The organism is Pseudomonas sp. HP_12 (assembly GCF_055283955.1).
The window spans coordinates 90306-109453 of record NZ_JBTOQG010000007.1; the positions used below are offsets into that span (position 1 = coordinate 90306).

22 protein-coding genes and 2 pseudogenes are annotated in these 19148 nt (G+C 60.7%); 13 read left to right on the top strand and 11 right to left on the bottom strand.

Annotated elements, in window-relative coordinates:
- Window positions 1-45: 45 nt before the first annotated feature.
- The 3 genes from ACYASU_RS07300 to ACYASU_RS07310 all read left to right on the top strand — a co-directional run bounded on the left by ACYASU_RS07300 (window position 46) and on the right by ACYASU_RS07310 (window position 3810).
- Entirely contained in the window at window positions 46-339 is a 294-nt protein-coding gene (locus ACYASU_RS07300; protein ID WP_282365877.1) for a hypothetical protein, read from the top strand.
- 170 nt (window positions 340-509) lie between these two features.
- Window positions 510-761, top strand: a complete 252-nt coding sequence (locus ACYASU_RS07305) for a TIGR02647 family protein (protein ID WP_074892677.1) — start codon at window positions 510-512, stop codon at window positions 759-761.
- A 199-nt stretch (window positions 762-960) separates the two neighbouring features.
- Window positions 961-3810: a class I adenylate cyclase gene (locus ACYASU_RS07310; protein ID WP_463582413.1), complete on the top strand. Its 2850-nt coding sequence runs from the start codon at window positions 961-963 to the stop codon at window positions 3808-3810.
- A 1-nt stretch (window position 3811) separates the two neighbouring features.
- Here the strand turns inward: ACYASU_RS07310 and ACYASU_RS07315 are convergent, their stop codons facing one another.
- Window positions 3812-4045 (bottom strand): DUF1289 domain-containing protein, encoded by a 234-nt coding sequence (locus tag ACYASU_RS07315; protein ID WP_463582414.1) that lies wholly within the window; start codon window positions 4043-4045, stop codon window positions 3812-3814.
- Window positions 4042-4398, bottom strand: a complete 357-nt coding sequence (cyaY, locus tag ACYASU_RS07320; protein WP_192171402.1) for an iron donor protein CyaY — start codon at window positions 4396-4398, stop codon at window positions 4042-4044. The genes ACYASU_RS07315 and cyaY overlap by 4 nt, the downstream gene beginning before the upstream one ends.
- Window positions 4399-4686: 288 nt before the next feature.
- Here cyaY and lptM point away from each other — a divergent pair, with 288 nt between their 5' ends.
- The 6 genes from lptM to ACYASU_RS07350 are packed head-to-tail and all read left to right on the top strand — an operon-like array spanning window position 4687 to window position 9287.
- Entirely contained in the window at window positions 4687-4851 is a 165-nt protein-coding gene (lptM, locus tag ACYASU_RS07325; RefSeq protein WP_192171403.1) for an LPS translocon maturation chaperone LptM, read from the top strand.
- A gap of 9 nt (window positions 4852-4860) precedes the next feature.
- A complete protein-coding gene (lysA, locus tag ACYASU_RS07330; RefSeq protein WP_282365888.1) occupies window positions 4861-6108 on the top strand; it encodes a diaminopimelate decarboxylase in 1248 nt (415 codons plus the stop codon).
- Window positions 6109-6112: 4 nt separating this feature from the next.
- Complete coding sequence (gene dapF / locus ACYASU_RS07335) at window positions 6113-6943, top strand: diaminopimelate epimerase (protein WP_463582415.1); 831 nt, start codon at window positions 6113-6115, stop codon at window positions 6941-6943.
- Window positions 6944-6956: 13 nt separating this feature from the next.
- Complete coding sequence (locus tag ACYASU_RS07340; RefSeq protein ID WP_463582416.1) at window positions 6957-7694, top strand: DUF484 family protein; 738 nt, start codon at window positions 6957-6959, stop codon at window positions 7692-7694.
- Between the two features lie 2 nt (window positions 7695-7696).
- The gene (gene xerC, locus ACYASU_RS07345; protein WP_463582417.1) at window positions 7697-8602 is read left to right on the top strand and encodes a tyrosine recombinase XerC; all 906 of its coding nucleotides are present in this window, start codon (window positions 7697-7699) and stop codon (window positions 8600-8602) included.
- The gene (locus tag ACYASU_RS07350) at window positions 8592-9287 is read left to right on the top strand and encodes an HAD family hydrolase (protein WP_463582418.1); all 696 of its coding nucleotides are present in this window, start codon (window positions 8592-8594) and stop codon (window positions 9285-9287) included. The genes xerC and ACYASU_RS07350 overlap by 11 nt, the downstream gene beginning before the upstream one ends.
- A 110-nt stretch (window positions 9288-9397) precedes the next feature.
- On the opposite strand, the gene ACYASU_RS07355 is transcribed toward ACYASU_RS07350, so the two are convergent.
- The 4 genes from ACYASU_RS07355 to glnK all read right to left on the bottom strand — a co-directional run bounded on the left by ACYASU_RS07355 (window position 9398) and on the right by glnK (window position 12212).
- Window positions 9398-9727: a hypothetical protein gene (locus ACYASU_RS07355; protein WP_192171409.1), complete on the bottom strand. Its 330-nt coding sequence runs from the start codon at window positions 9725-9727 to the stop codon at window positions 9398-9400.
- Window positions 9728-9820: 93 nt separating this feature from the next.
- Complete coding sequence (locus ACYASU_RS07360; protein WP_463582419.1) at window positions 9821-10252, bottom strand: secondary thiamine-phosphate synthase enzyme YjbQ; 432 nt, start codon at window positions 10250-10252, stop codon at window positions 9821-9823.
- Between the two features lie 249 nt (window positions 10253-10501).
- Window positions 10502-11839, bottom strand: coding sequence for an ammonium transporter (locus ACYASU_RS07365; protein ID WP_346627428.1), 1338 nt, complete (start codon window positions 11837-11839; stop codon window positions 10502-10504).
- A 34-nt stretch (window positions 11840-11873) separates the two neighbouring features.
- Entirely contained in the window at window positions 11874-12212 is a 339-nt protein-coding gene (gene glnK / locus ACYASU_RS07370) for a P-II family nitrogen regulator (RefSeq protein ID WP_002555808.1), read from the bottom strand.
- 415 nt (window positions 12213-12627) lie between these two features.
- Here glnK and ACYASU_RS07375 point away from each other — a divergent pair, with 415 nt between their 5' ends.
- Window positions 12628-12912: an accessory factor UbiK family protein gene (locus ACYASU_RS07375; RefSeq protein WP_192171412.1), complete on the top strand. Its 285-nt coding sequence runs from the start codon at window positions 12628-12630 to the stop codon at window positions 12910-12912.
- A gap of 20 nt (window positions 12913-12932) precedes the next feature.
- Here ACYASU_RS07375 and ACYASU_RS07380 read toward each other — a convergent pair.
- Window positions 12933-13085, bottom strand: a pseudogene (locus tag ACYASU_RS07380) (helix-turn-helix domain-containing protein); the annotation flags it as partial.
- A gap of 18 nt (window positions 13086-13103) precedes the next feature.
- Window positions 13104-13664, bottom strand: coding sequence for a GNAT family N-acetyltransferase (locus ACYASU_RS07385; protein WP_463582420.1), 561 nt, complete (start codon window positions 13662-13664; stop codon window positions 13104-13106).
- Between the two features lie 93 nt (window positions 13665-13757).
- Between ACYASU_RS07385 and ACYASU_RS07390 the strand changes: the two genes are divergently transcribed.
- The 3 genes from ACYASU_RS07390 to ACYASU_RS07400 all read left to right on the top strand — a co-directional run bounded on the left by ACYASU_RS07390 (window position 13758) and on the right by ACYASU_RS07400 (window position 15883).
- Window positions 13758-15251 carry a YifB family Mg chelatase-like AAA ATPase gene (locus ACYASU_RS07390; RefSeq protein ID WP_463582421.1) on the top strand — a complete coding sequence of 498 codons (1494 nt, stop codon included), beginning with the start codon at window positions 13758-13760 and terminating at the stop codon, window positions 15249-15251.
- 61 nt (window positions 15252-15312) lie between these two features.
- Complete coding sequence (locus tag ACYASU_RS07395; RefSeq protein ID WP_463582422.1) at window positions 15313-15612, top strand: type II toxin-antitoxin system RelB/DinJ family antitoxin; 300 nt, start codon at window positions 15313-15315, stop codon at window positions 15610-15612.
- Window positions 15599-15883, top strand: a complete 285-nt coding sequence (locus ACYASU_RS07400) for a type II toxin-antitoxin system RelE/ParE family toxin (protein ID WP_463582423.1) — start codon at window positions 15599-15601, stop codon at window positions 15881-15883. Before ACYASU_RS07395 ends, ACYASU_RS07400 begins: the two co-directional genes overlap by 14 nt.
- Window positions 15884-15933: 50 nt before the next feature.
- Here the strand turns inward: ACYASU_RS07400 and ACYASU_RS07405 are convergent, their stop codons facing one another.
- From ACYASU_RS07405 to ACYASU_RS07415, 3 genes and pseudogenes are all read right to left on the bottom strand, one after another.
- A complete protein-coding gene (locus ACYASU_RS07405) occupies window positions 15934-16794 on the bottom strand; it encodes a methyl-accepting chemotaxis protein (RefSeq protein ID WP_463582444.1) in 861 nt (286 codons plus the stop codon).
- 42 nt (window positions 16795-16836) lie between these two features.
- Window positions 16837-17958, bottom strand: a pseudogene (locus ACYASU_RS07410) (Cache 3/Cache 2 fusion domain-containing protein); the annotation flags it as partial.
- A gap of 168 nt (window positions 17959-18126) precedes the next feature.
- Window positions 18127-19047, bottom strand: a complete 921-nt coding sequence (locus tag ACYASU_RS07415; RefSeq protein WP_346629513.1) for a LysR substrate-binding domain-containing protein — start codon at window positions 19045-19047, stop codon at window positions 18127-18129.
- Window positions 19048-19148: the final 101 nt, after the last annotated feature.

A 19148-nucleotide genomic window follows, 5' to 3' on the forward strand; every position in this document is an offset into this window, starting at 1 on the left:
CCGTTACGGGCGATTCCAATCAATTGGCAAGACATCGAGAACGACATGAGCGACAACATCGAGAACGACGACGAAGAGTTTGCCGAAGCCACGCTGATTGAAGCCATCGAAAATCAGATCGAAAGCGACAACCCGCCAGCGGCCAAAGCCACTTACAACAAGCTGACCCTGGTGGGCATCGAGCGTGAAGAGATTCTGCAGATGATGGCCCACATTCTGGCGCTGGAGATCGACGGGATCCTGGCCGAAGATCGCCCGTTCAATACCGTCTGGTACGAAGCGGCCCTGCGTGCACTGCCCGACATGCCACCGGGCGTGCGACTGGCGGAAGACGAGTAAAACCCGCCACACATGCCGGTCGCTCAACTGACCTGACGACCGGCCAGATACTTCCTGCAAAATCCCCAGACCTGACTACACTCCAACAGCCTCGCTGCCGCATAGCGACGGGGCCGTCACGCCTGCGATTCTGATCGCGGTGTATCCACTGGAAAAAGTCTGGAGCACCTATGTCGTTTACCCCTGAATTGGTTGCCGAGCTGGAAATCCTGTCGCTGTTCAATCTGAGCAATACCAAAGAGGGACTGAAGGTCCACCACCACTCTGCGGCCCCCACGGCCATCGCGGCTGCCCAACGACTTTTCGACAAAGGCCTCACCACGCAACACGACGGAGGCTATTTGACCAGCCTGGGGCTGGATGCCGCTGACCACGCTCAATCGCTGCTGATTATTCTTGCTACCAGCCAGGAAGCTGCCTGATTTCGTCCCTCGCGAAACCTTTGCCTGGACGCATCAAATAAAGGTTTCGCGAATCCTCCATTTCGACGATGCTGCGCCGATAAAATAATGGCGCCATAAAAAAGACCCGTGATCGAGCCGTACTGGCCTGACGTCCAGCTGTCTTTATTATCGCTATACCCTCACCTCATGCAGTGCCGCCCGCCGGCTTCGAGTCGCGATGACGCGTAGTTCCGAAATTCGCCCGGATCTGGATGAGGGCATTGATCGCAAGGTCCTCGCTCAGTTGCGCAGCCGCTTTCTGGCCCTGAGTCAGAGTCGCTTGGCGCGTGCGTACGAAGGCCTGTCGACCCGTCAGCAAAGCGTGCTCACGCTGCTTCCGCTGCTTTTCCACGTCAATCATCCGCTGCTGCCAGGCTATGTGTCGGGCTCGACCCCCGCTGGCGTGTCCCATTACGAGCCAGACGCCCAGGCCCTCGCTGAAGCGCAACGCCTGACCCGGTCGTTTTCATACAAACCACGGCGGGTGAATCCGCCACAGCCGATTCACGGCATCTTCCTGATGGGCAGCCTTGGCACCCTCGCCCAGGCCGACCAGAGCGACATGGACGTGTGGATCTGCCACGACCCGCTGCTGTCGGCCGACGAAATCCAGGAGTTGCGCAGGAAGTGCCAGTCCCTCGAAAGCTGGGCAGCCAGCATGGGCGCCGAGGCACACTTCTTTCTCGTTGATCCTGAGCGTTTTGTCGTCGGCGAACGTGACGCGCAGCTGAGTGGCGAGGACTGCGGCACAACCCAGCACTATTTGCTGCTGGACGAGTTTTATCGCACCGCCATCTGGCTCGCCGGGCGCACCCCGATGTGGTGGCTGGTGCCGGTCTATGAAGAAGCGCGCTACGCCGAATACACCCACACCCTGCTGTCGAAACGCTTTATTCGCGCCGACGAGGTGCTGGACCTCGGCAACATGTCGCACATCCCGCCGGGGGAATTCATCGGCGCCGGGCTCTGGCAGCTGTTCAAAGGCATCGAATCACCTTACAAATCGGTGCTCAAGCTACTGTTGACCGAGGTTTATGCCAGCGAGCACCCCCATGTGCAGTGCTTGAGCATGCGCTTCAAGAAAGCCGTGTTCGCCAACCGCGCCGACCTCGACGAGCTGGACCCGTACGTGATGGTGTACCGGCGCATCGAGGAATACCTGTTGGCGCGGGGTGAACCCGAGCGACTGGAACTGGTACGCCGCAGTTTGTACCTGAAGGTGAACAAGAAACTCACCGGCTCCACCCGTCACCGCAGTAACGGCTGGCAACGGCTGCTGCTGGAGCGGCTGGTCAATGAGTGGAACTGGGACGAGCGTCAACTGGCGTTGCTCGACAGCCGCAGCCAATGGAAAGTGCGACAAGTCGCCAGCGAACGCCGCGCGCTGGTCGGCGAGCTCAACTACAGTTATCGCTTCCTGACCCAGTTCGCTCGCGCGCAAAAAGCGGTCAATTCGATCACCAAGCGCGACATGAATGTGCTCGGGCGTCGTCTGTATGCAGCCTTCGAACGCAAAGCCGGCAAAGTGGAATTTCTCAACCCGGGCATTGCGCCGGATCTGGCCGAGGACACGCTGACGCTGGCGCAACTGCCGAACAAGCGCGAGCCCGGCAGGTATCAGTGGTGCCTCTACAACGGCAGCCTGAGTGCCCACGAGCTGGAGACGTTTGCGCCCATCAAGCGCAGTCGCGAGTTGCTGGAACTGCTCACGTGGTGCCATCGCAACAACGTCATCGACAGCAGCACGCGCCTGGCGCTCCACCCTGGCATCAGCGATCTGACCGAATTTGAACTGTTTAATCTACAAGGCGCGCTGCAGCAGAGCATTGCGCTGCCGCTGGCCATGGTCGATGAAGACGTACTGCTGAGCCCGAGCGTGCCCTGCGAGATTCTGCTGTTGGTCAACGTCGGCGTCGACCCGCTCCGGCACCACAAAGATCTGAACATCCTGATGACGACCGAGCGAACCGACTCGCTGAGTTACGCCGGCGTCCGAGAAAATCTGGTGCTGACCTTCGACCAGATCACCCTCAACAGCTGGAACGAGGTGTTGGTCAATCGCTTCGACGGCCCCCATGCGCTGCTGGACTGCCTGACAGAATTGCTCAACGGCCTGCCGGAAAAGTCCGTCAGGCCGGTCATCCGCGTGCGCTGTTTTTGCCACAACCGTGCGCAGGCTATCGCCCAGCGCGTGGAAGAGCTCATCGGCACTGCGCAACTGCTGCTGGACCGGCGCCTGAATCATCGCTATCTCATTCAGGTCGAGCAGCGTTACCACGTTCTGGAAATGATCCCCGGCCAGGTCAGCCACGTCACGCTCGAACACGTGCCGGCGCTCTTCAGCTATCTGGGAGAAGAGCTTTCCGCCTACAGCCCGCTTCATCTGGACCCGCAGGCACTGGACGACTCGGACCTGTCGCTGTTCATCCCGTACGGTCAGCCCGAATGCATTCAAGTGTTTTACCGGATCAATGAACCCAATGCCGATCTGTACGTGCTCGATGAGCGCAATGCGTTATGGCATCAGCAGGTGCCTTATCACAGTGAGCCCAGCCTGCTGGTTCCGCTGCAGCGCTTTTTTCAATCGTTGACGTACCGGCGCGTGACGTTGCTGCCGCTGGATAACCCGTTGGAATCAACGTCGCTGGAGGCTTTGTATTACCGCATAACCCCCGATGGCTCAGGGCGGGCCCGCCGCGTTGAGCATCGGCCGAGCCCGGCCATGCTCATCGACAAATCGTTCTTTGACGTGCAGGCGATTATCGAGGAAGCATCCCCCGGCCAGGTCAGCGTGACGCTGTATTGCGACGGGATGGAGTTTTCCGAGCTGGAGTTTGGCGATCAGCTGTTCAGTGTCGTGGCGCGGCGGATCCTCGACCAGCGCCGCGAGACGCAACGTTACCGCTGCTACATCACCGACCTGGACCTGTCCGGGATACTGGGGGACACGCGCGGGCAGACTATTCTGTTCCTGCGCTACAAAGCCCAGCTGGAACAGTCACTGAATACCGCGATGGATGAAGCGTGACCTACACGTGATCGGAAGTCGCACTGCGACGCAAATCTGCCTGCCGCACGATCTCCCGTCGGCGCTCATCGGTCGCCGACCGCCACTCGCGAATGTCTTCGACGTGGCGCTGGCAGCCCGTGCAGACTTTGTCTTCGTCGAGCCGGCAGATGCTGATGCACGGCGACGGCACAGCCGGGCTGACGTTGCTGAACAGCGGCTTTGGCGGCTTGACCGGGGTTGCGCTAACGGTCACTGGCGGTTGCCATCGCTGCCGTCGAGGGCGTCGAAGTCGATTTCTTCGCCGGCCTGCTCCTTCGCCAGACGATAGAGCATCTCGCTCAACAGCTCTTCGCTCTTGTCGCAGATCCAGTGCTTCGCTTCTTCGTCGTAATCAAAGTGAAAACCACCCGACGCAGCCGCCAGCCACAGCTGACGCAAAGGCTCCTGACGGCTGAAAATGAACTGCGAGCCGTTTTCGAATTTCACGGTCAGCACACCGGCCGACTCCTCAAGGTCCAGATCCAGACCGCTCTCGTCGAAGATATCCTGGAGCTTTTCCTGGGTGGCATCGACCAGATCGTGAAAACGGGCTTCGGTCAAACTCATTGCATGAACCTCAAAAGTGTCAGCGGACGGCGCAGCGACGCACGATACGGTCGCTCCACGGCAAATGCAAAGCCTACCCGCCCAAGTGCAAATGTGGGACCGGCTTTGGTCGGGACGGCATCGAACATCACCCTGCACCACAGACCGCGTCAGAAATCCGCACGTGCTGCGCAGTCTAATTGCGCGGCGGCGTCAAACCCCCGCCGGACGGGAACTCCAGCGCATAGGCAATCTGTCGGGTGGTCGGTATACTCGGGCGCAATTAATGCTTATACAAAGGATTTCGCCATGAAGCGCCTGATTTCCTCCCTGGCCGCGCTGCTTGCAGTTGCGTGTCTGGTCTCTGCCTGCGGTCAGAAAGGTCCGCTGTATCTGCCCGACGACGATTCGTCCGCCGACGGCACCAGCCAGACCAAATCGCACTCGCACAAGCATCAGACTTCGACCTACTAGGAATCAGTCATGGACGCCTTCAACTACCGCGACGGCGAGCTGTTCGCGGAAGGAGTGGCGTTGTCTGCCATCGCCGAACGCTTCGGCACGCCGACATACGTCTATTCCCGCGCGCACATCGAGGCGCAGTACCGCGCCTACGCCGACGCCTTGAGTGGCATGCCGCATCTGGTCTGCTTTGCGGTCAAAGCCAACTCGAACCTGGGCGTTCTCAATGTCCTCGCGCGTCTGGGCGCCGGTTTTGACATCGTGTCCCGTGGCGAGCTGGAGCGCGTGCTGGCGGCAGGCGGTCAGGCTGACAAAATCGTTTTCTCCGGCGTCGGCAAGACCCGCGATGACATGCGCCGAGCGCTGGAAGTCGGCGTGCATTGCTTCAACGTCGAGTCCACCGACGAGCTTGAACGACTGCAAGTCGTCGCCGCCGAAATGGGCGTGCGTGCTCCGGTTTCGTTGCGCGTCAACCCGGATGTCGACGCTGGCACCCACCCTTATATCTCCACCGGCCTCAAGGAAAACAAATTCGGCATCGCCATCGCGGACGCCGAAGACGTTTACATCCGCGCCGCGCAGCTGCCGAATCTCGACGTCATCGGCGTGGACTGCCACATCGGCTCTCAACTGACCACCCTTTCGCCTTTCGTGGATGCGCTGGATCGCCTGCTCGATCTTGTCGACCGACTGGGCGATTGCGGCATTCTGCTGAAGCATATCGATCTGGGCGGCGGTCTGGGCGTGCGTTATCGCGACGAAGAGCCGCCCCTCGCGGGCGATTACATCAAGGCCGTGCGTGAACGCCTTGATGGCCGCGATCTGGCGCTGATGTTCGAGCCCGGCCGCTTCATCGTCGCCAATGCAGGAGTGCTGCTGACCCGCGTCGAGTACCTCAAGCACACCGAGCACAAAGACTTCGCCATCGTCGACGCCGCCATGAACGACCTGATTCGTCCAGCCCTGTATCAGGCCTGGATGGACGTGACGGCCGTCAAACCCCGCGACGGCGCCAAACGCACCTACGACATCGTCGGCCCGATTTGCGAAACCGGGGATTTCCTGGCCAAGGAGCGTGAACTCGCGCTGGCTGAAGGCGATCTGCTGGCGGTGCATTCGGCTGGCGCCTATGGCTTCGTGATGAGCTCCAACTACAACACCCGCGGACGTACGGCCGAGGTGCTTGTGGATGGCGAGCAAGCCTTCGAAGTGCGTCGCCGTGAAACCGTGACTGAGCTGTTTGCCGGCGAAAGCCTGCTGCCGGAGTAATCCCATGCTGCTGCGTTTTACCAAGATGCATGGCCTGGGCAATGATTTCATGGTGCTGGACCTTGTGAGCCAACACGCCCACATTTTGCCCAAGCACGCCAAGCAATGGGGCGATCGCCACACGGGTATCGGTTTCGATCAGCTGCTGCTGGTGGAGGCGCCGAACAATCCGGACGTGGATTTTCGCTACCGGATTTTCAATTCCGACGGCTCCGAGGTCGAGCAGTGCGGCAATGGCGCGCGCTGCTTCGCCCGTTTCGTGCTGGACAAGCGGCTGACGGCCAAGAAGCAGATTCGCGTCGAGACCAAGGGCGGCATCATCGAGCTGGACATCCGCAACGACGGCCAGATCAGCGTTGATATGGGCGCGCCGCGTCTGGTGCCGGCGGACATCCCGTTCGACGCACCGGAACAGGCCGCCAGTTATTCGCTCGATGTCGATGGCGAGACTGTCGAGCTTGCCGCCGTGTCCATGGGCAACCCCCATGCCGTGCTGCGCGTCTACGACATCAACAATGCGCCCGTGCATGTGCTTGGGCCGAAGATTGAAAACCATCCGCGCTTTCCGGCTCGGGTGAACGTGGGCTTTCTCCATGTCGTGGACCGTCAGCGCGCGCAACTGCGGGTCTGGGAGCGTGGCGCCGGGGAAACCCAGGCCTGTGGCACCGGTGCCTGCGCGGCAGCGGTCGCGGCCATTACTCAGGGCTGGATGGATTCCCCGATGCTGATTGACCTGCCGGGCGGACGCCTGTCCATCGAGTGGGCCGGCCCCGGCCATTCAGTGGTGATGACTGGCCCGGCTGTCCGGGTTTACGAAGGCCAAGTACGTCTATGAGTGAGAGTATCCAATGACCGACCAGCCTCAGACTTCAAACGACACGCCCGGCCAGCCCCCTGCCGAGACCGCAGTGCCTGCCCTTGAAGCCGAGGCAGTCGCGGCCTGGCTGCAACAACACCCTGATTTCTTCGCCGAGCACGACGAACTGCTGGCGATGATGCGCGTCCCGCACCAACGGGGCGACACCGTCTCGCTGGTCGAGCGCCAGCTCAAGCTGCTGCGCGAGCGCAACATCGAGATGCGTCACCGGTTGTCGCAACTGATGGACGTGGCCCGGGACAACGACCGGCTGTTCGAAAAAACCCGCCGGCTGATTCTCGATCTGATGGACGCGACCAGTCTGGAAGAGATCGTCATCTGCGTGGAAGACAGCTTGCGCCAGGAATTTCAGGTGCCCTTCGTCAGCCTTATCCTGTTCAGCGACAACCCGATGACCGTCGGCCGCTGGGTGAGCGCCTCCGATGCGCAGAAAGCCATCGGCGGGCTGATGTCCGGCGGCAAGACCCTGTGTGGCGCGCTGCGTGATCATGAACTCGAGTTTCTGTTTGGCAGCGAGCAAAGCAAGGAAGTGGCCTCGACGGCCCTGGCCGCCCTTAGCCACCAAGGCCTGCACGGCGTTCTGGCCATCGGCAGCCGTGATCCGCAGCATTACAAAAGCTCGGTCGGGACGCTTTTTCTCAGTTATATCGCCGACGTTCTCAGCCGCCTGCTGCCACGCTTCACCAACTCTCTGCGTTCGGTTCGCTAGTCATGGAGCGGCAACTGGACGCTTACTGCACGCACCTGCGCAGTGAGCGCCAAGTGTCGAGCCATACGCTTGAAGCCTATCGTCGCGACCTGAACAAAGTCCTGGCGTTCTGCGAAAAGCAGCACATCGACAGCTGGAAAGCGCTGGATATTCAGGCCATGCGCAGCCTCGTCGCTCGCCTTCACCAGCAGGGTCAATCCTCGCGCAGCCTGGCCAGACTGCTGTCAGCCGTGCGCGGCTTTTATCACTACCTCAACCGCGAAGACCTTTGCGATCACGATCCGGCCAATGGCCTGTCACCGCCCAAGGGCGAGCGTCGCTTGCCCAAAACCCTGGATGCCGACCGCGCCCTGCAACTGCTTGAAGGCGCCGTCGAGGACGATTTTCTGGCCCGGCGTGATCAGGCGATTCTCGAACTGTTCTACTCGTCAGGCCTGCGCCTGTCCGAACTGACCGGGCTGAACTGCGAAGACCTGGATCTGGCGGACGGTCTTGTGCAGGTCCTCGGCAAAGGCAGCAAAAGCCGCGTTTTACCGGTTGGCAGAAAGGCACGGGAAGCACTGAAGGAATGGCTCAAGCAACGAGCGCTGGCCAATCCTCAGGACGATGCCGTGTTTGTCAGCCAGCAAGGCCGCCGTCTGGGGCCGCGCTCGATCCAGCTGCGGGTCAAGGCTGCCGGCGAACGTGAGTTGGGCCAGAACCTGCACCCGCACATGCTTCGCCATTCATTCGCCAGTCACTTGCTGGAGTCGTCCCAGGACCTGCGCGCCGTGCAGGAGTTGCTGGGTCACGCCGACATCGCCACCACTCAGATCTACACCCATCTGGATTTCCAGCATCTGGCCACGGTGTACGACAGTGCCCATCCACGGGCCAAGCGCAAAGGTAACGCCGACAATGAGCATTAAGCTGATCACCTTCGACCTGGACGACACGCTGTGGGAAACCGCACCAGCGATTGTCAGCGCTGAAGCCAAGCTGCGCGAGTGGCTGGCTGCCAACGCGCCAAAACTCGGGCCGGTCCCGGTCGAGCATCTGTGGGAAATCCGCTCGCGACTCATCGAAGCGGATCCGACGTTCAAGCACCGGATCAGTGCGCTGCGCCGCAAGGTGCTGTTTCATGCGCTGGAGGATGCGGGGTATGGTCACGCCGAAGCCCATGAGCTGGCGGACCAGAGCTTTGAAGTGTTCCTTCAGGGGCGGCACCAGTTGGACATCTTCCCTGAAGTGGTGCCGACGCTTGAGATCCTGACCAAGTCTTACACGATGGGTGTCGTGACCAACGGCAATGCCGACATCCGCCGTCTGGGCCTGGCCGATTATTTCGCCTTCGCGCTATGCGCCGAGGACCTGGGCATTGGCAAACCGGACCCTGCGCCCTTCGTCGAGGCGCTGAAACGCGGCAATGCCGATGCCAGTCAGGCCGTGCATGTCGGCGATCACCCGGGTGACGACATCGCCGGCGCCCAACAAGCCGGCCTGCGGGCGATCTGGTACAACCCCGGCGGCAAGGTCTGGGAGGCTGAAAAAGCGCCGGATGCCGTAATCAACAGCCTGACGCAATTGCCCGAGGTGCTGGCGCGCTGGGCTTGATCTGCGCTTCGCGCTGCGTGAATGCCAGCCTTCGCGTCGGCAACTCGAATCGCAGGCAATAAAAAACCCGCAGCGACAGCGGGTTTTTCATCAAGCGCGCAGCAGGTCCCTCAGATGGGACGGCTGCCGTACTTGTTGTCAGGCTTCTTGGGCGGATCGGCGACCACGTTGGCCTCCACTTCCACGACCTTGCCACCACGAGCGAGGAATTCTTCCATCGCGCGAGCCAGAGCATCACGCTCCTTGTTCTTGGCTTCCACACTCGGCAATTCATCAACCGAGACGGCGGCCTTGGCCTTGCCTTTGGCCGGAGTCGCAGAGACTTCAGCGCTGTCGTCGACTTCCACTACATCTTCATCGGACGCCGCTGCAAGCCCCTCACCGTCCTCCCCTTCTTCCAGATCGTCTTCCAGACCTTCTTCGATGTCGTCGTCGCTCATGTTCTACCTCATGACTTGCGAAAGCAGATTAGTTATAGCCCAGCCGGGCATGATTTCTTGGACAGCCGGAAAAAATTCAACTACCGCATACGTTCAGCGGTCGTGCCCCTCACCCTGAAGCGTGACGAGGACTTTACGGGCACCGGCTGCATCGCGGTGCTCGCCCAGATAAATACCTTGCCATGTGCCCAACGCCAGCCGTCCATTTGTAACCGGCAATGTAAGCTGGCAGCCAAGCAGACTGGCTTTGAAGTGCGCCGGCAGATCATCGGGCCCTTCGTCGTCATGCTCGTAGCCGTCGCGCCCCTGAGGCACCAGACGGTTGAAGAAACGCTCGAAATCGCGACGTACCGCCGGGTCGGCGTTCTCGTTGACGGTCAACGAGGCCGAGGTGTGTTGCAACCAGACATGCAGCAGGCCGATGCGGCATTCGCGTAATTCGCGAAGGCCCGCGACGATCTCGTCAGTCACCAGATGGAAACCACGAGGCCTTGCCCGCAGCGTGATCAAGGTCTGTTGCCACATACCGTTCTCCGCCCTTCGGCGCGCATTCTAACGCGCTGGAAAAAAAAACAAAGTGCGTAATGAGCGACGATTTTCAGGAGCGCTGAACAAGGGCATTTATGCCCTCTCAAGCATCGAGAATCGTCAGGTTAGGCCGAACATTGCAGCGGATGTTCCTGCAGGGAACGCCCACCCGCTGTGCGGACATCCCTATCGACAAACCTCAGACAAAAAAATGCCCGGAGACCCGGGCATTTTTTCACGCGTGGATTACAAGTTGTAGCCACGTTCGTTGTGTTGCGCCAGATCCAGGCCGACCGCTTCTTCTTCCTCGGTGACACGCAAGCCCATGACCATGTCGAGCACCTTGAGGATGATGAAGGTCACGATCGCGGTGTAGATGACCGTGAAGCCGACGCCTTTGCACTGAATCCAGACTTGTGCAGCGATGTCGGTCACGGTGCCGAAGCCGCCCAGCGAAGGGGCTGCAAACACGCCGGTCAGGATCGCGCCAAGGATACCGCCGATACCGTGAACGCCGAAGGCATCCAGGGAGTCGTCGTAGCCCATTTTGCGTTTCAGGCTGGTGGCGCAGAAGAAGCAGACCACGCCTGCCGCCAGACCGATGATCAGGCCGCCCATTGGGCCGACAGTACCGGCGGCCGGAGTGACGGCAACCAGACCGGCAACCACACCCGAAGCGATGCCCAGAGCGCTTGGTTTACCGTGGGTCAGCCATTCGGCGAACATCCAGCCCAGCGCTGCAGCAGCGGTGGCGATCTGAGTTACCAGCATCGCCATACCGGCAGTGCCGTTGGCCGCAGCTGCGGAACCTGCGTTGAAACCGAACCAGCCCACCCAGAGCATGGCCGCGCCGACCAGGGTGTAACCCAGGTTGTGCGGCGCCATCGGAGTGGTCGGGAAACCTTTACGCTTGCCGAGTACCAGGCACGCTACCAGGCCAGCCACACCGGCGTTGATGTGAACAACGGTGCCGCCCGCGAAGTCGAGAACGCCCCAGTCCCACAACAGACCACCGACGCCGCTCCAGACCATGTGCGCAATCGGCGCATAAACCAGGGTGAACCAGATCCCCATGAAGATCAGCATCGCGGAGAACTTCATGCGTTCCGCGAAAGCGCCGACGATCAGGGCCGGGGTGATGATGGCGAAGGTCATCTGGAAGGTCACGAAGACGGCTTCCGGGAACAGTGCCGCAGGGCCAGTGATGCTTGCAGGGGTGATGCCTGCCAGGAACGCCTTCGAAAGACCGCCGACGAAGGAGTTGAAGTTGACGACGTTGACTTCCATCCCAGTGGTGTCGAACGCCATGCTGTAGCCGTAGACGACCCACAGGATGCTGATCAGGCCGGTAATGGCGAAGCACTGCATCATCACGGAAAGAATGTTTTTCGAGCGGACCATGCCGCCGTAGAACAGCGCCAGACCGGGGATGGTCATGAACAGCACCAGCGCGGTGGAGGTCAGCATCCAGGCGGTGTCGCCGGAATTGAGTACGGGGGCTGCCACTTCGTCTGCCGCCATGGCCAAGCCAGGGGTTACGAGGGACAACAGGGCTCCTAGCCCTGCGAATTGACGCAGAGTCATATTGTTTTCTCCTGGGGCGTTGGGGTTTGGCGGCTTAGATTGCGTCGGTATCGGTTTCGCCGGTACGGATGCGGATGGCCTGTTCCAGATTGACCACGAAGATCTTGCCGTCACCGATCTTGCCGGTGTTGGCCGCTTTGGTTATCGCTTCGATAACGCGGTCCAGATCCTTGTCGTCGATCGCAACATCGATCTTCACCTTGGGGAGGAAGTCGACTACATACTCCGCACCGCGATACAGCTCGGTGTGGCCTTTCTGACGTCCGAAGCCTTTGACTTCAGTAACCGTGATGCCCTGCACGCCGATTTCGGACAGCGACTCGCGTACGTCGTCCAGCTTGAACGGCTTGATGATGGCAGTGACTAGCTTCATGAAACTTTCTCCCGAATTGGTGGACTTGCCCCAGGAAAACAAACCCGACTCAAGTCTAAGCGCAGTGTCTGGCTTTGTAACGCGTCGTGTCCTTAACAGACCTGACCAACTCCAGAAAACCGCTTCTGACGAAACATTCCCCGCTCCGCCTGCCGCACTGCATTCGTCACAGCGACTGCATCAGTGCATGGGTTACAAGCCACTAAGCAGAAAGCTTGCCATCTCATGAATCGGCATGAATTTCGGCCCTTCGACTGTTAATTCACGCTTTAGCGTAGTCGTCGATTGCGATCACCGCACAACAACGGTGCGCACGTGCCCGGGGCCATGCGCGAAAAGCGTGCAGCGCATCGCGTCCGGCAGGAGGTCAAAAGCTGCGTGCTACACTCGCGCCCTCTGATTCTGGAGTTTCATCATGCTCGCCCCCAAAGCTTTTCTCGACGCCCTGAGCGGCCACGCTTCCCGCCTCTTCAACGGCGAAACACCGGTTCCACGCAGCGAATTCGAAACCCAGTTCAAGGCGCTGCTGCAGAGCGGCTTCAGCAAGCTGGACCTGGTCAGCCGGGAAGAATTCGACAGCCAGATGATCGTCCTCGCCCGCACCCGCGCCCGACTTGAGGCACTGGAAGCGAAGATGGCGGAGATGGAAGCGCAGTTGGCGACGCAGCCGAAAGCGTCAGGGGCTGAGCCACAAGGTTGAGCTTCAAAAGCTGAATGTGCTCAGGCGCAGTGCGCAATGCGCTGAACCTGGGCCTTGATTGCCTCACCTCGCTCGATCTCTGTCTTGCGCAGGTCGTAGGTGAGCTGCAAGTTCAGCCAGGATTCCGGGGTCGTCTCGAAACACGCCGCCAAGCGTAGCGCCATGTCGGCACTGTCTTGTGAAGGCTTTGTTCAGCCACCCAATGGCGGGCAGCCTTGAGCAGCGTGCCGAACATAATAGTTATCAAATTCGCCCGCTTCGACGAACTGAAAACCATGACGAGTATAAAAGCGGTTTGAAGCGCTTTCTTTCAGCGCCCCGACATACAAGTCCAGCGACGCCGCACCTGCTTCCATGAAGATCTGACGAAGGACAATCGAACCTACTCCTGATCCTTGTGCACCTGGCTTGATGTAGAGGTGATCGAGCAACAATCCGTCAACGCGCGGTTTGACCACGACAAAACCCACCCGCTTTCCGGCAACCACAATGTGGCGAGTAAATTCGGGGGAAAAGCCGTCCCGGAAACGTTCGCGGGCGCGCACGGGATCGAAGCGACCAATGCGCTCAAGACTCTCACGCATGGCGTCAATCCGGATGGCGACGAGCGCTTCGAAGTCACAGGCTCGTGCCCCGGCAAAGGTGACCGTAGTGGCCAGCGGTTCGAGAAACTCCTCGCTTGGAATTTCCACTGGATACACAGGCCACTCTCCATTACTGGTCATCACTCGTCCTTCCTTCCATTCATTCATACACATGCCGTAGAACATGCACGGGGCCACGCGCCGGAGCAATGACTATCCTTCAGCTCGCCGCAGGAAGCGGTGCTGCCTACAAGGAAAGCCATGTCCCTCGCGATCGTTCTGAGCCGTGCCCAAGTTGGCGTTGAAGCCCCTGCCGTGACCGTCGAAACCCATCTCGCCAACGGGCTGCCGAGCCTGACGCTGGTGGGTCTGCCGGAGGGCGCGGTCAAGGAGAGCAAGGATCGGGTGCGCAGTGCGATCCTCAACTGTCGGCTGGAATTCCCGGCGCGGCGGATCACCCTGAATCTGGCCCCTGCCGATTTGCCCAAAGACGGCGGACGTTTCGATGTCGCCATTGCACTTGGCTTGCTGGCTGCCAGCGCGCAGGTGCCAACGCTCGCGCTGGAGGGCATTGAATGTCTGGGGGAGTTGGCGCTGTCCGGTGCGATTCGGCCCGTACAAGGCGTGCTCCCGGCGGCACTTGCTGCGCGGGAGGCGGGCCACACGCTGATCGTGCCGGCGGTGAATGCCGAGGAAGCGTGTCTGGCGTCAGGCCTGAAGGTGATCGCGGTCAGTCATCTGCTGGAGCTGGTGTCCCACCTGAATGGGCACACGGTCATCGCGCCTTATAAATCCAATGGCCTGATTCTGCAGACGCAGCCTTATCCCGACTTGAGTGAGGTGCAGGGCCAGACCGCGGCCAAACGCGCACTGCTGGTGGCCGCCGCCGGCGCGCATAACCTGCTTTTCAGCGGCCCACCCGGAACCGGCAAAACGCTGCTCGCCAGCCGTTTACCTGGGCTGCTTCCACCGCTGGACGAACTCGAAGCGCTGGAAGTGGCGGCGATTCAGTCGGTCGCCAGTCACGCCCCGCTGACCAGCTGGCCCCAGCGCCCCTTCCGCCAGCCCCATCACTCGGCATCGGGTCCTGCGCTGGTCGGGGGTGGCAGTCGCCCGCAACCCGGAGAAATCACCCTCGCGCACCACGGTGTGCTGTTTCTGGACGAACTTCCGGAATTTGATCGGCGTGTGCTGGAGGTGCTGCGCGAACCCCTCGAATCGGGCCATATCGTGATTTCCCGCGCGCGGGATCGGGTGCGCTTTCCGGCGCGCTTTCAACTCGTCGCTGCGATGAACCCCTGCCCGTGCGGTTATCACGGAGAGCCGACCGGGCGCTGCCGTTGCTCGACCGATCAGATTCAGCGCTACCGCAACAAGCTGTCGGGCCCGTTGCTTGACCGGATTGACCTGCATCTGACCGTCGCTAGAGAAACCACATCTTTAGCAGCTACCCCCGGCTGCAAGGGTGAAAGCACCAGCGCGGCGGAGGTGGTATCCGAAGCCCGACAGCGCCAACAACGACGCCAAGGCTGCGCCAACGCTTTTCTTGATCTGCCTGCGCTGCGCCAACACTGCGCGTTGCTGCCGGAAGACGAAGCCTGGCTCGAGAATGCGTGTGAACGCTTGAACCTGTCCCTGCGCGCTGCCCACCGCCTGCTGAAAGTGGCGCGCACGCTGGCTGATCTGGAGAAGGTCGACGCAATCGCCCGCTGCCACATTGCTGAAGCTTTGCAGTATCGGCCTTCGACGAATTGAAGATCTTCGTTGTGCGTATCTCAAATGAGATACATAGTGATCTTTTTCAGGAGTAGCCCTCATGACAACCCAGACTTCAATGCTGCATGTGAGGATTGATCAGGCACTTAAAAACCAGGCATCGGAGACCTTGGCCCACTTCGGCCTCACCATCTCCGATGCCGTGCGTATTTTGCTCACGCGGGTGGTCCGGGAAGGCGGTTTGCCCGCGGGCCTTGGCGCACACCCGGACGCTTACGATCAATGGTTCAGGGCCAAGGTGCGTGAAGCCATGGACGACTCGGGGCCGACACACTCGCACGAGGACGTCATGGCTGCTGCCAGCGAATTACTTGAAAGGAAGCGCGGTGCTGACAATTGAATGGAGCAAGTATGCCAGGGACGATTTGCTGGCGATCCTTGAATACATCGCCGGCCATGACACCAAAGCAGCGTGGCGCTTGAAGGAGGAGATCGATGTTCGCATCGACCACCTCCCTCGCCATCCAAGGCTTTATAAGGCCGGTCGGGAAGCAGGAACCAGGGAGATCGTAGTGGCTCCGAATTACTTGGTGGTGTATGCCGAAACCCCTACAGCCCTTCTCATTCTTCGCGTTTTACATGCCGCACAACAGTGGCCGCCAAAAGCCTGAGATTTGGTGCCGGTCCCGGTGCGCACTCAAGCGCCACCAACTCTCCCGCCTCACCGAAACCGATCCACTTCCTTCTGCAAGTCAGCCGCCACGGCATTCAGCTCTTGAGCCGTAATCGCCAGGTTGGACACGACCTCGCGTTGCTCGCTGTTCGCCAGGGCGATGCTTTGCAGGTTGGCGCTGAGCAGCGTGGCGGTGTTGCTCTGCTCTTGGGTCGCGGTGGTGATGGACGTGAATTGCTCACCGGCGGAACGGCTTTGTTCGTCGATCTGGGCCAGCGCTGCAGCCACTTTGGCGTTGCGCGACAGGCCTTCCTGCATCAGCGCGTTGCCTTGCTGCATGGTGCTGATGGCATTGCTGGTCTCCAGCTGAATGCTGCTGATCATGCCGGAGATTTCATCGGTGGCCTGGCGCGTACGTGATGCCAGGCTGCGGACTTCATCCGCTACCACCGCAAAACCACGGCCTTGTTCACCGGCGCGTGCGGCTTCGATCGCGGCGTTGAGGGCCAGGAGGTTGGTCTGCTCGGCGATCGAGGTGATGACGCTGACGATGCCGCCGATCTCTTGCGAGCGTTGGCCCAAGGTATCGATCACCGTCGCGGTGCTGCTCAGCGAGCCTGCAATTTGCTCCAGCGAGGCCGATGCCTCCTCCATGGACGTGCGGCCGATGCGGGTCTGCTGGGCATTGCCCTGGGCCATGCGTTCGGTGGTGCCCATGTTGTCGGCGATGGTCAGGGCCGTGGCGCTGAACTCCTCCACTGCGCCGGCCATGCTGGTGATTTCGCCGGATTGCTGCTCCATCCCCTCATAAGCGCCGCCCGACAAGCCGGACAGCGCATTGGCACGACTGCTGACTTCCAGCGCTGCTGTGCGGATGTGGGACACCATGGTTTCCAGCGCCTGGCCCATCTTGTTGAAACTGCCCGCCAGCTGACCAATTTCGTCATGGCTGGACACGTTCAGACGTGCGCTCAGATCACCAGCGCCCAACGCTTCCGCCTGACTGACCAACGCCGACAGCGGCCGCAGCTTGCTGCGCAACAACCAGATCGCGGCACCGACAGCGATCAACATCGCCAGCAGGCTGCCGATGGCCAGTTGCGTGCCAACGCTCCAGGTGACTGCGCTGATTTCATCCTCGGGCATCGTTGCCAGAACCGTCCACGGGCCGCCCGCAAACTTCTCGCCGACGGTGTAGAAATCTTCGCCGGCGTCCTGCCAGAAATGCCCAACGCTCGGCGTCTTGGCGAACTCGGCCAGCGTGGTGCTTGCCTGATCCAGGTCCTTCACGCCCGCAGGCGGCACCAGCCATTTGTTCTGCTCATCAAGCAACGCCAGCGAACCGGTGGAACCGATGCGGAAGTTTTTCAGGTTGTCGAACTGCGCCTTTTGCGCGTCGGTGTAATCGAAGCCGACGAACAGCACGGCGATGACTTTGCCGCTGGCGTCACGCACCGGGCTGTATTGAGTCATGTACAGGCGATCAAACAACAGCGCGCGACCGACATATCCCTGTCCGGCGAGCAACTTGTCGTAGGCCGGGTGTTTGTGATCCAGCGAGGTACCGATGGCGCGTGAGCCGTCCTGCTTGCTCAGCGAGGTGCTAACGCGCACGAAGTCGTCGCCGCTGCGCACGAAAACCGTCGCCACGCCGGCCGTCATTTTCTTGAAATCGTCGACTTCCGTGAAGTCGTTGTTCAGCGCAGTGCCGTTCATCAGCAGCGCAGGGGTCTGCACGCCCGCGACCGCAATCTGCTGATCGCCCTGCAGGCTCAGGCCGCCCGAAAAACGCTTCTCGAACAGACCGCTCAGACGCTGCGTGCTGTCGCGCAGGGTGCTGTGGAAGGTGTTCAACTGGTCGGCCAGCAACCGGGCTTCGCTGCCCATGTGCTCTTCGCGGATGACCAGGTTTGCCGAGTCAAGAGAGCGCAAGGCGAACAGCGTACTGCCGCTGATGACGACGGCCAGAATAACGGCCAGGGCGATGCCGAGTTGCGAAGCAATTCGGGCGCGAGGCTGAGGCATTGGAGCTCCTTGCCGAACGACGGGACCATCCTGATTCAGGAGCACCATTCGGACGAATCTAATAGAGGGAATCGATGAGTCGATTGAGGTGAACCGGCTCTGCAATACACCTTCGGCCGACAGACAAAAAACTTGAGTCCTACGTCGCTTCAGGACGGAATTAATTCCCTTTTTGGCTGTCCTGCGTCCGCTTTCGGTCGGGGTGCGCTTTACGACTCATTCCAGAATCGTCACGTCAGGCAATTCCATCGCCTGCACTTCGCCCTGCAAGAAGTCGCTCAGGCGCCGCAGACGCTCGCCGCCAGGGCGGGTCTTGGGCCAGACGAGGTAGTAGTTTTCGCCGCTGACCACCGCCGTGCGCCACGGCAGGCTGAGCCGGCCCTGAGCGACGTCCTCCGCCACCATCAGCAGATCGCCCATGGAAACGCCGTAACCTCTAGCGGCCGCAATCATGCCCAGCTCCAGCGTGTCGAACACCTGCCCTCCCTTGAGCGAGACCCGCTCAGACAAGTCCATGCGCTCCAGCCATCGGCGCCAGTCGCGACGGTCAGGCGTAGGGTGCAGCAGTTCGGCGCCGGCCAGTCGCTCGGCATCCCACGGCGCGTCATCCAGCAGCGTCGGCGCGCCCACGGGAATCAGCCATTCGGGGAACAGGTACGTTGCCTCCCACTCCGGCGGGAAATGCCCATGGCTGAGCAACACCGCGCAATCGAACGGCTCCTGGGTGAAGTCGACACTGTCGATGTCCATCCAGGCGCTGGTCAGCTGGACTTCGTTGCCCACCTGCAGATGGCGGAAACGACTCAGCCGCGCCAGCAACCAACGCATGGTCAGGGTCGACGGGGCCTTCATGCGCAAGATGCCCTCCTCTGCCATCAACGCGCTGCATGCTCGCTCCAACGCAGAAAACCCTTCCCGCACGCCCGGCAGCAATTCACGCGCGGCTTCGGTGAGCTGCAAATTGCGACCATTGCGGCGAAACAGACGGCAGGCGAAATGCTCTTCAAGCGTGCGGATGTGCCGACTGACCGCGCTCTGGGTGATCGACAGCTCTTCAGCGGCGCGCGTGAACGAGCTGTGTCGCGCAGCGGCTTCAAACGCGCGCAGGGCATACAGAGGCGGAAGAGTGCGAGACATCGGCGGGGATTCCTCAGGCTGGACGGCGACCGAAGCCACTCTACCGCAGAAAACCCAGGATGAGCTTTACTCATGCGAGTGATCGGATTTATCCCTTTGTG

Bases quoted from the DNA above. Each gene is read 5' to 3' on its own strand.
- ACYASU_RS07405 (WP_463582444.1), bottom strand. From the start codon at position 16,794: ATGGGCCAGGCGCTGGAAACCATGGTGTCCCACATCCGCACAGCAGCG.
- dapF (WP_463582415.1), top strand. From the start codon at position 6,113: ATGCTGCTGCGTTTTACCAAGATGCATGGCCTGGGCAATGATTTCATG.
- ACYASU_RS07390 (WP_463582421.1), top strand. From the start codon at position 13,758: ATGTCCCTCGCGATCGTTCTGAGCCGTGCCCAAGTTGGCGTTGAAGCC.
- ACYASU_RS07340 (WP_463582416.1), top strand. From the start codon at position 6,957: ATGACCGACCAGCCTCAGACTTCAAACGACACGCCCGGCCAGCCCCCT.
- xerC (WP_463582417.1), top strand. From the start codon at position 7,697: ATGGAGCGGCAACTGGACGCTTACTGCACGCACCTGCGCAGTGAGCGC.
- ACYASU_RS07305 (WP_074892677.1), top strand. From the start codon at position 510: ATGTCGTTTACCCCTGAATTGGTTGCCGAGCTGGAAATCCTGTCGCTG.
- ACYASU_RS07395 (WP_463582422.1), top strand. From the start codon at position 15,313: ATGACAACCCAGACTTCAATGCTGCATGTGAGGATTGATCAGGCACTT.
- ACYASU_RS07300 (WP_282365877.1), top strand. From the start codon at position 46: ATGAGCGACAACATCGAGAACGACGACGAAGAGTTTGCCGAAGCCACG.
- ACYASU_RS07365 (WP_346627428.1), bottom strand. From the start codon at position 11,839: ATGACTCTGCGTCAATTCGCAGGGCTAGGAGCCCTGTTGTCCCTCGTA.
- ACYASU_RS07385 (WP_463582420.1), bottom strand. From the start codon at position 13,664: ATGAATGAATGGAAGGAAGGACGAGTGATGACCAGTAATGGAGAGTGG.
- ACYASU_RS07310 (WP_463582413.1), top strand. From the start codon at position 961: ATGACGCGTAGTTCCGAAATTCGCCCGGATCTGGATGAGGGCATTGAT.
- ACYASU_RS07415 (WP_346629513.1), bottom strand. From the start codon at position 19,047: ATGTCTCGCACTCTTCCGCCTCTGTATGCCCTGCGCGCGTTTGAAGCC.
- lysA (WP_282365888.1), top strand. From the start codon at position 4,861: ATGGACGCCTTCAACTACCGCGACGGCGAGCTGTTCGCGGAAGGAGTG.
- lptM (WP_192171403.1), top strand. From the start codon at position 4,687: ATGAAGCGCCTGATTTCCTCCCTGGCCGCGCTGCTTGCAGTTGCGTGT.
- ACYASU_RS07350 (WP_463582418.1), top strand. From the start codon at position 8,592: ATGAGCATTAAGCTGATCACCTTCGACCTGGACGACACGCTGTGGGAA.
- ACYASU_RS07355 (WP_192171409.1), bottom strand. From the start codon at position 9,727: ATGAGCGACGACGACATCGAAGAAGGTCTGGAAGACGATCTGGAAGAA.
- ACYASU_RS07375 (WP_192171412.1), top strand. From the start codon at position 12,628: ATGCTCGCCCCCAAAGCTTTTCTCGACGCCCTGAGCGGCCACGCTTCC.
- ACYASU_RS07360 (WP_463582419.1), bottom strand. From the start codon at position 10,252: ATGTGGCAACAGACCTTGATCACGCTGCGGGCAAGGCCTCGTGGTTTC.
- cyaY (WP_192171402.1), bottom strand. From the start codon at position 4,398: ATGAGTTTGACCGAAGCCCGTTTTCACGATCTGGTCGATGCCACCCAG.
- glnK (WP_002555808.1), bottom strand. From the start codon at position 12,212: ATGAAGCTAGTCACTGCCATCATCAAGCCGTTCAAGCTGGACGACGTA.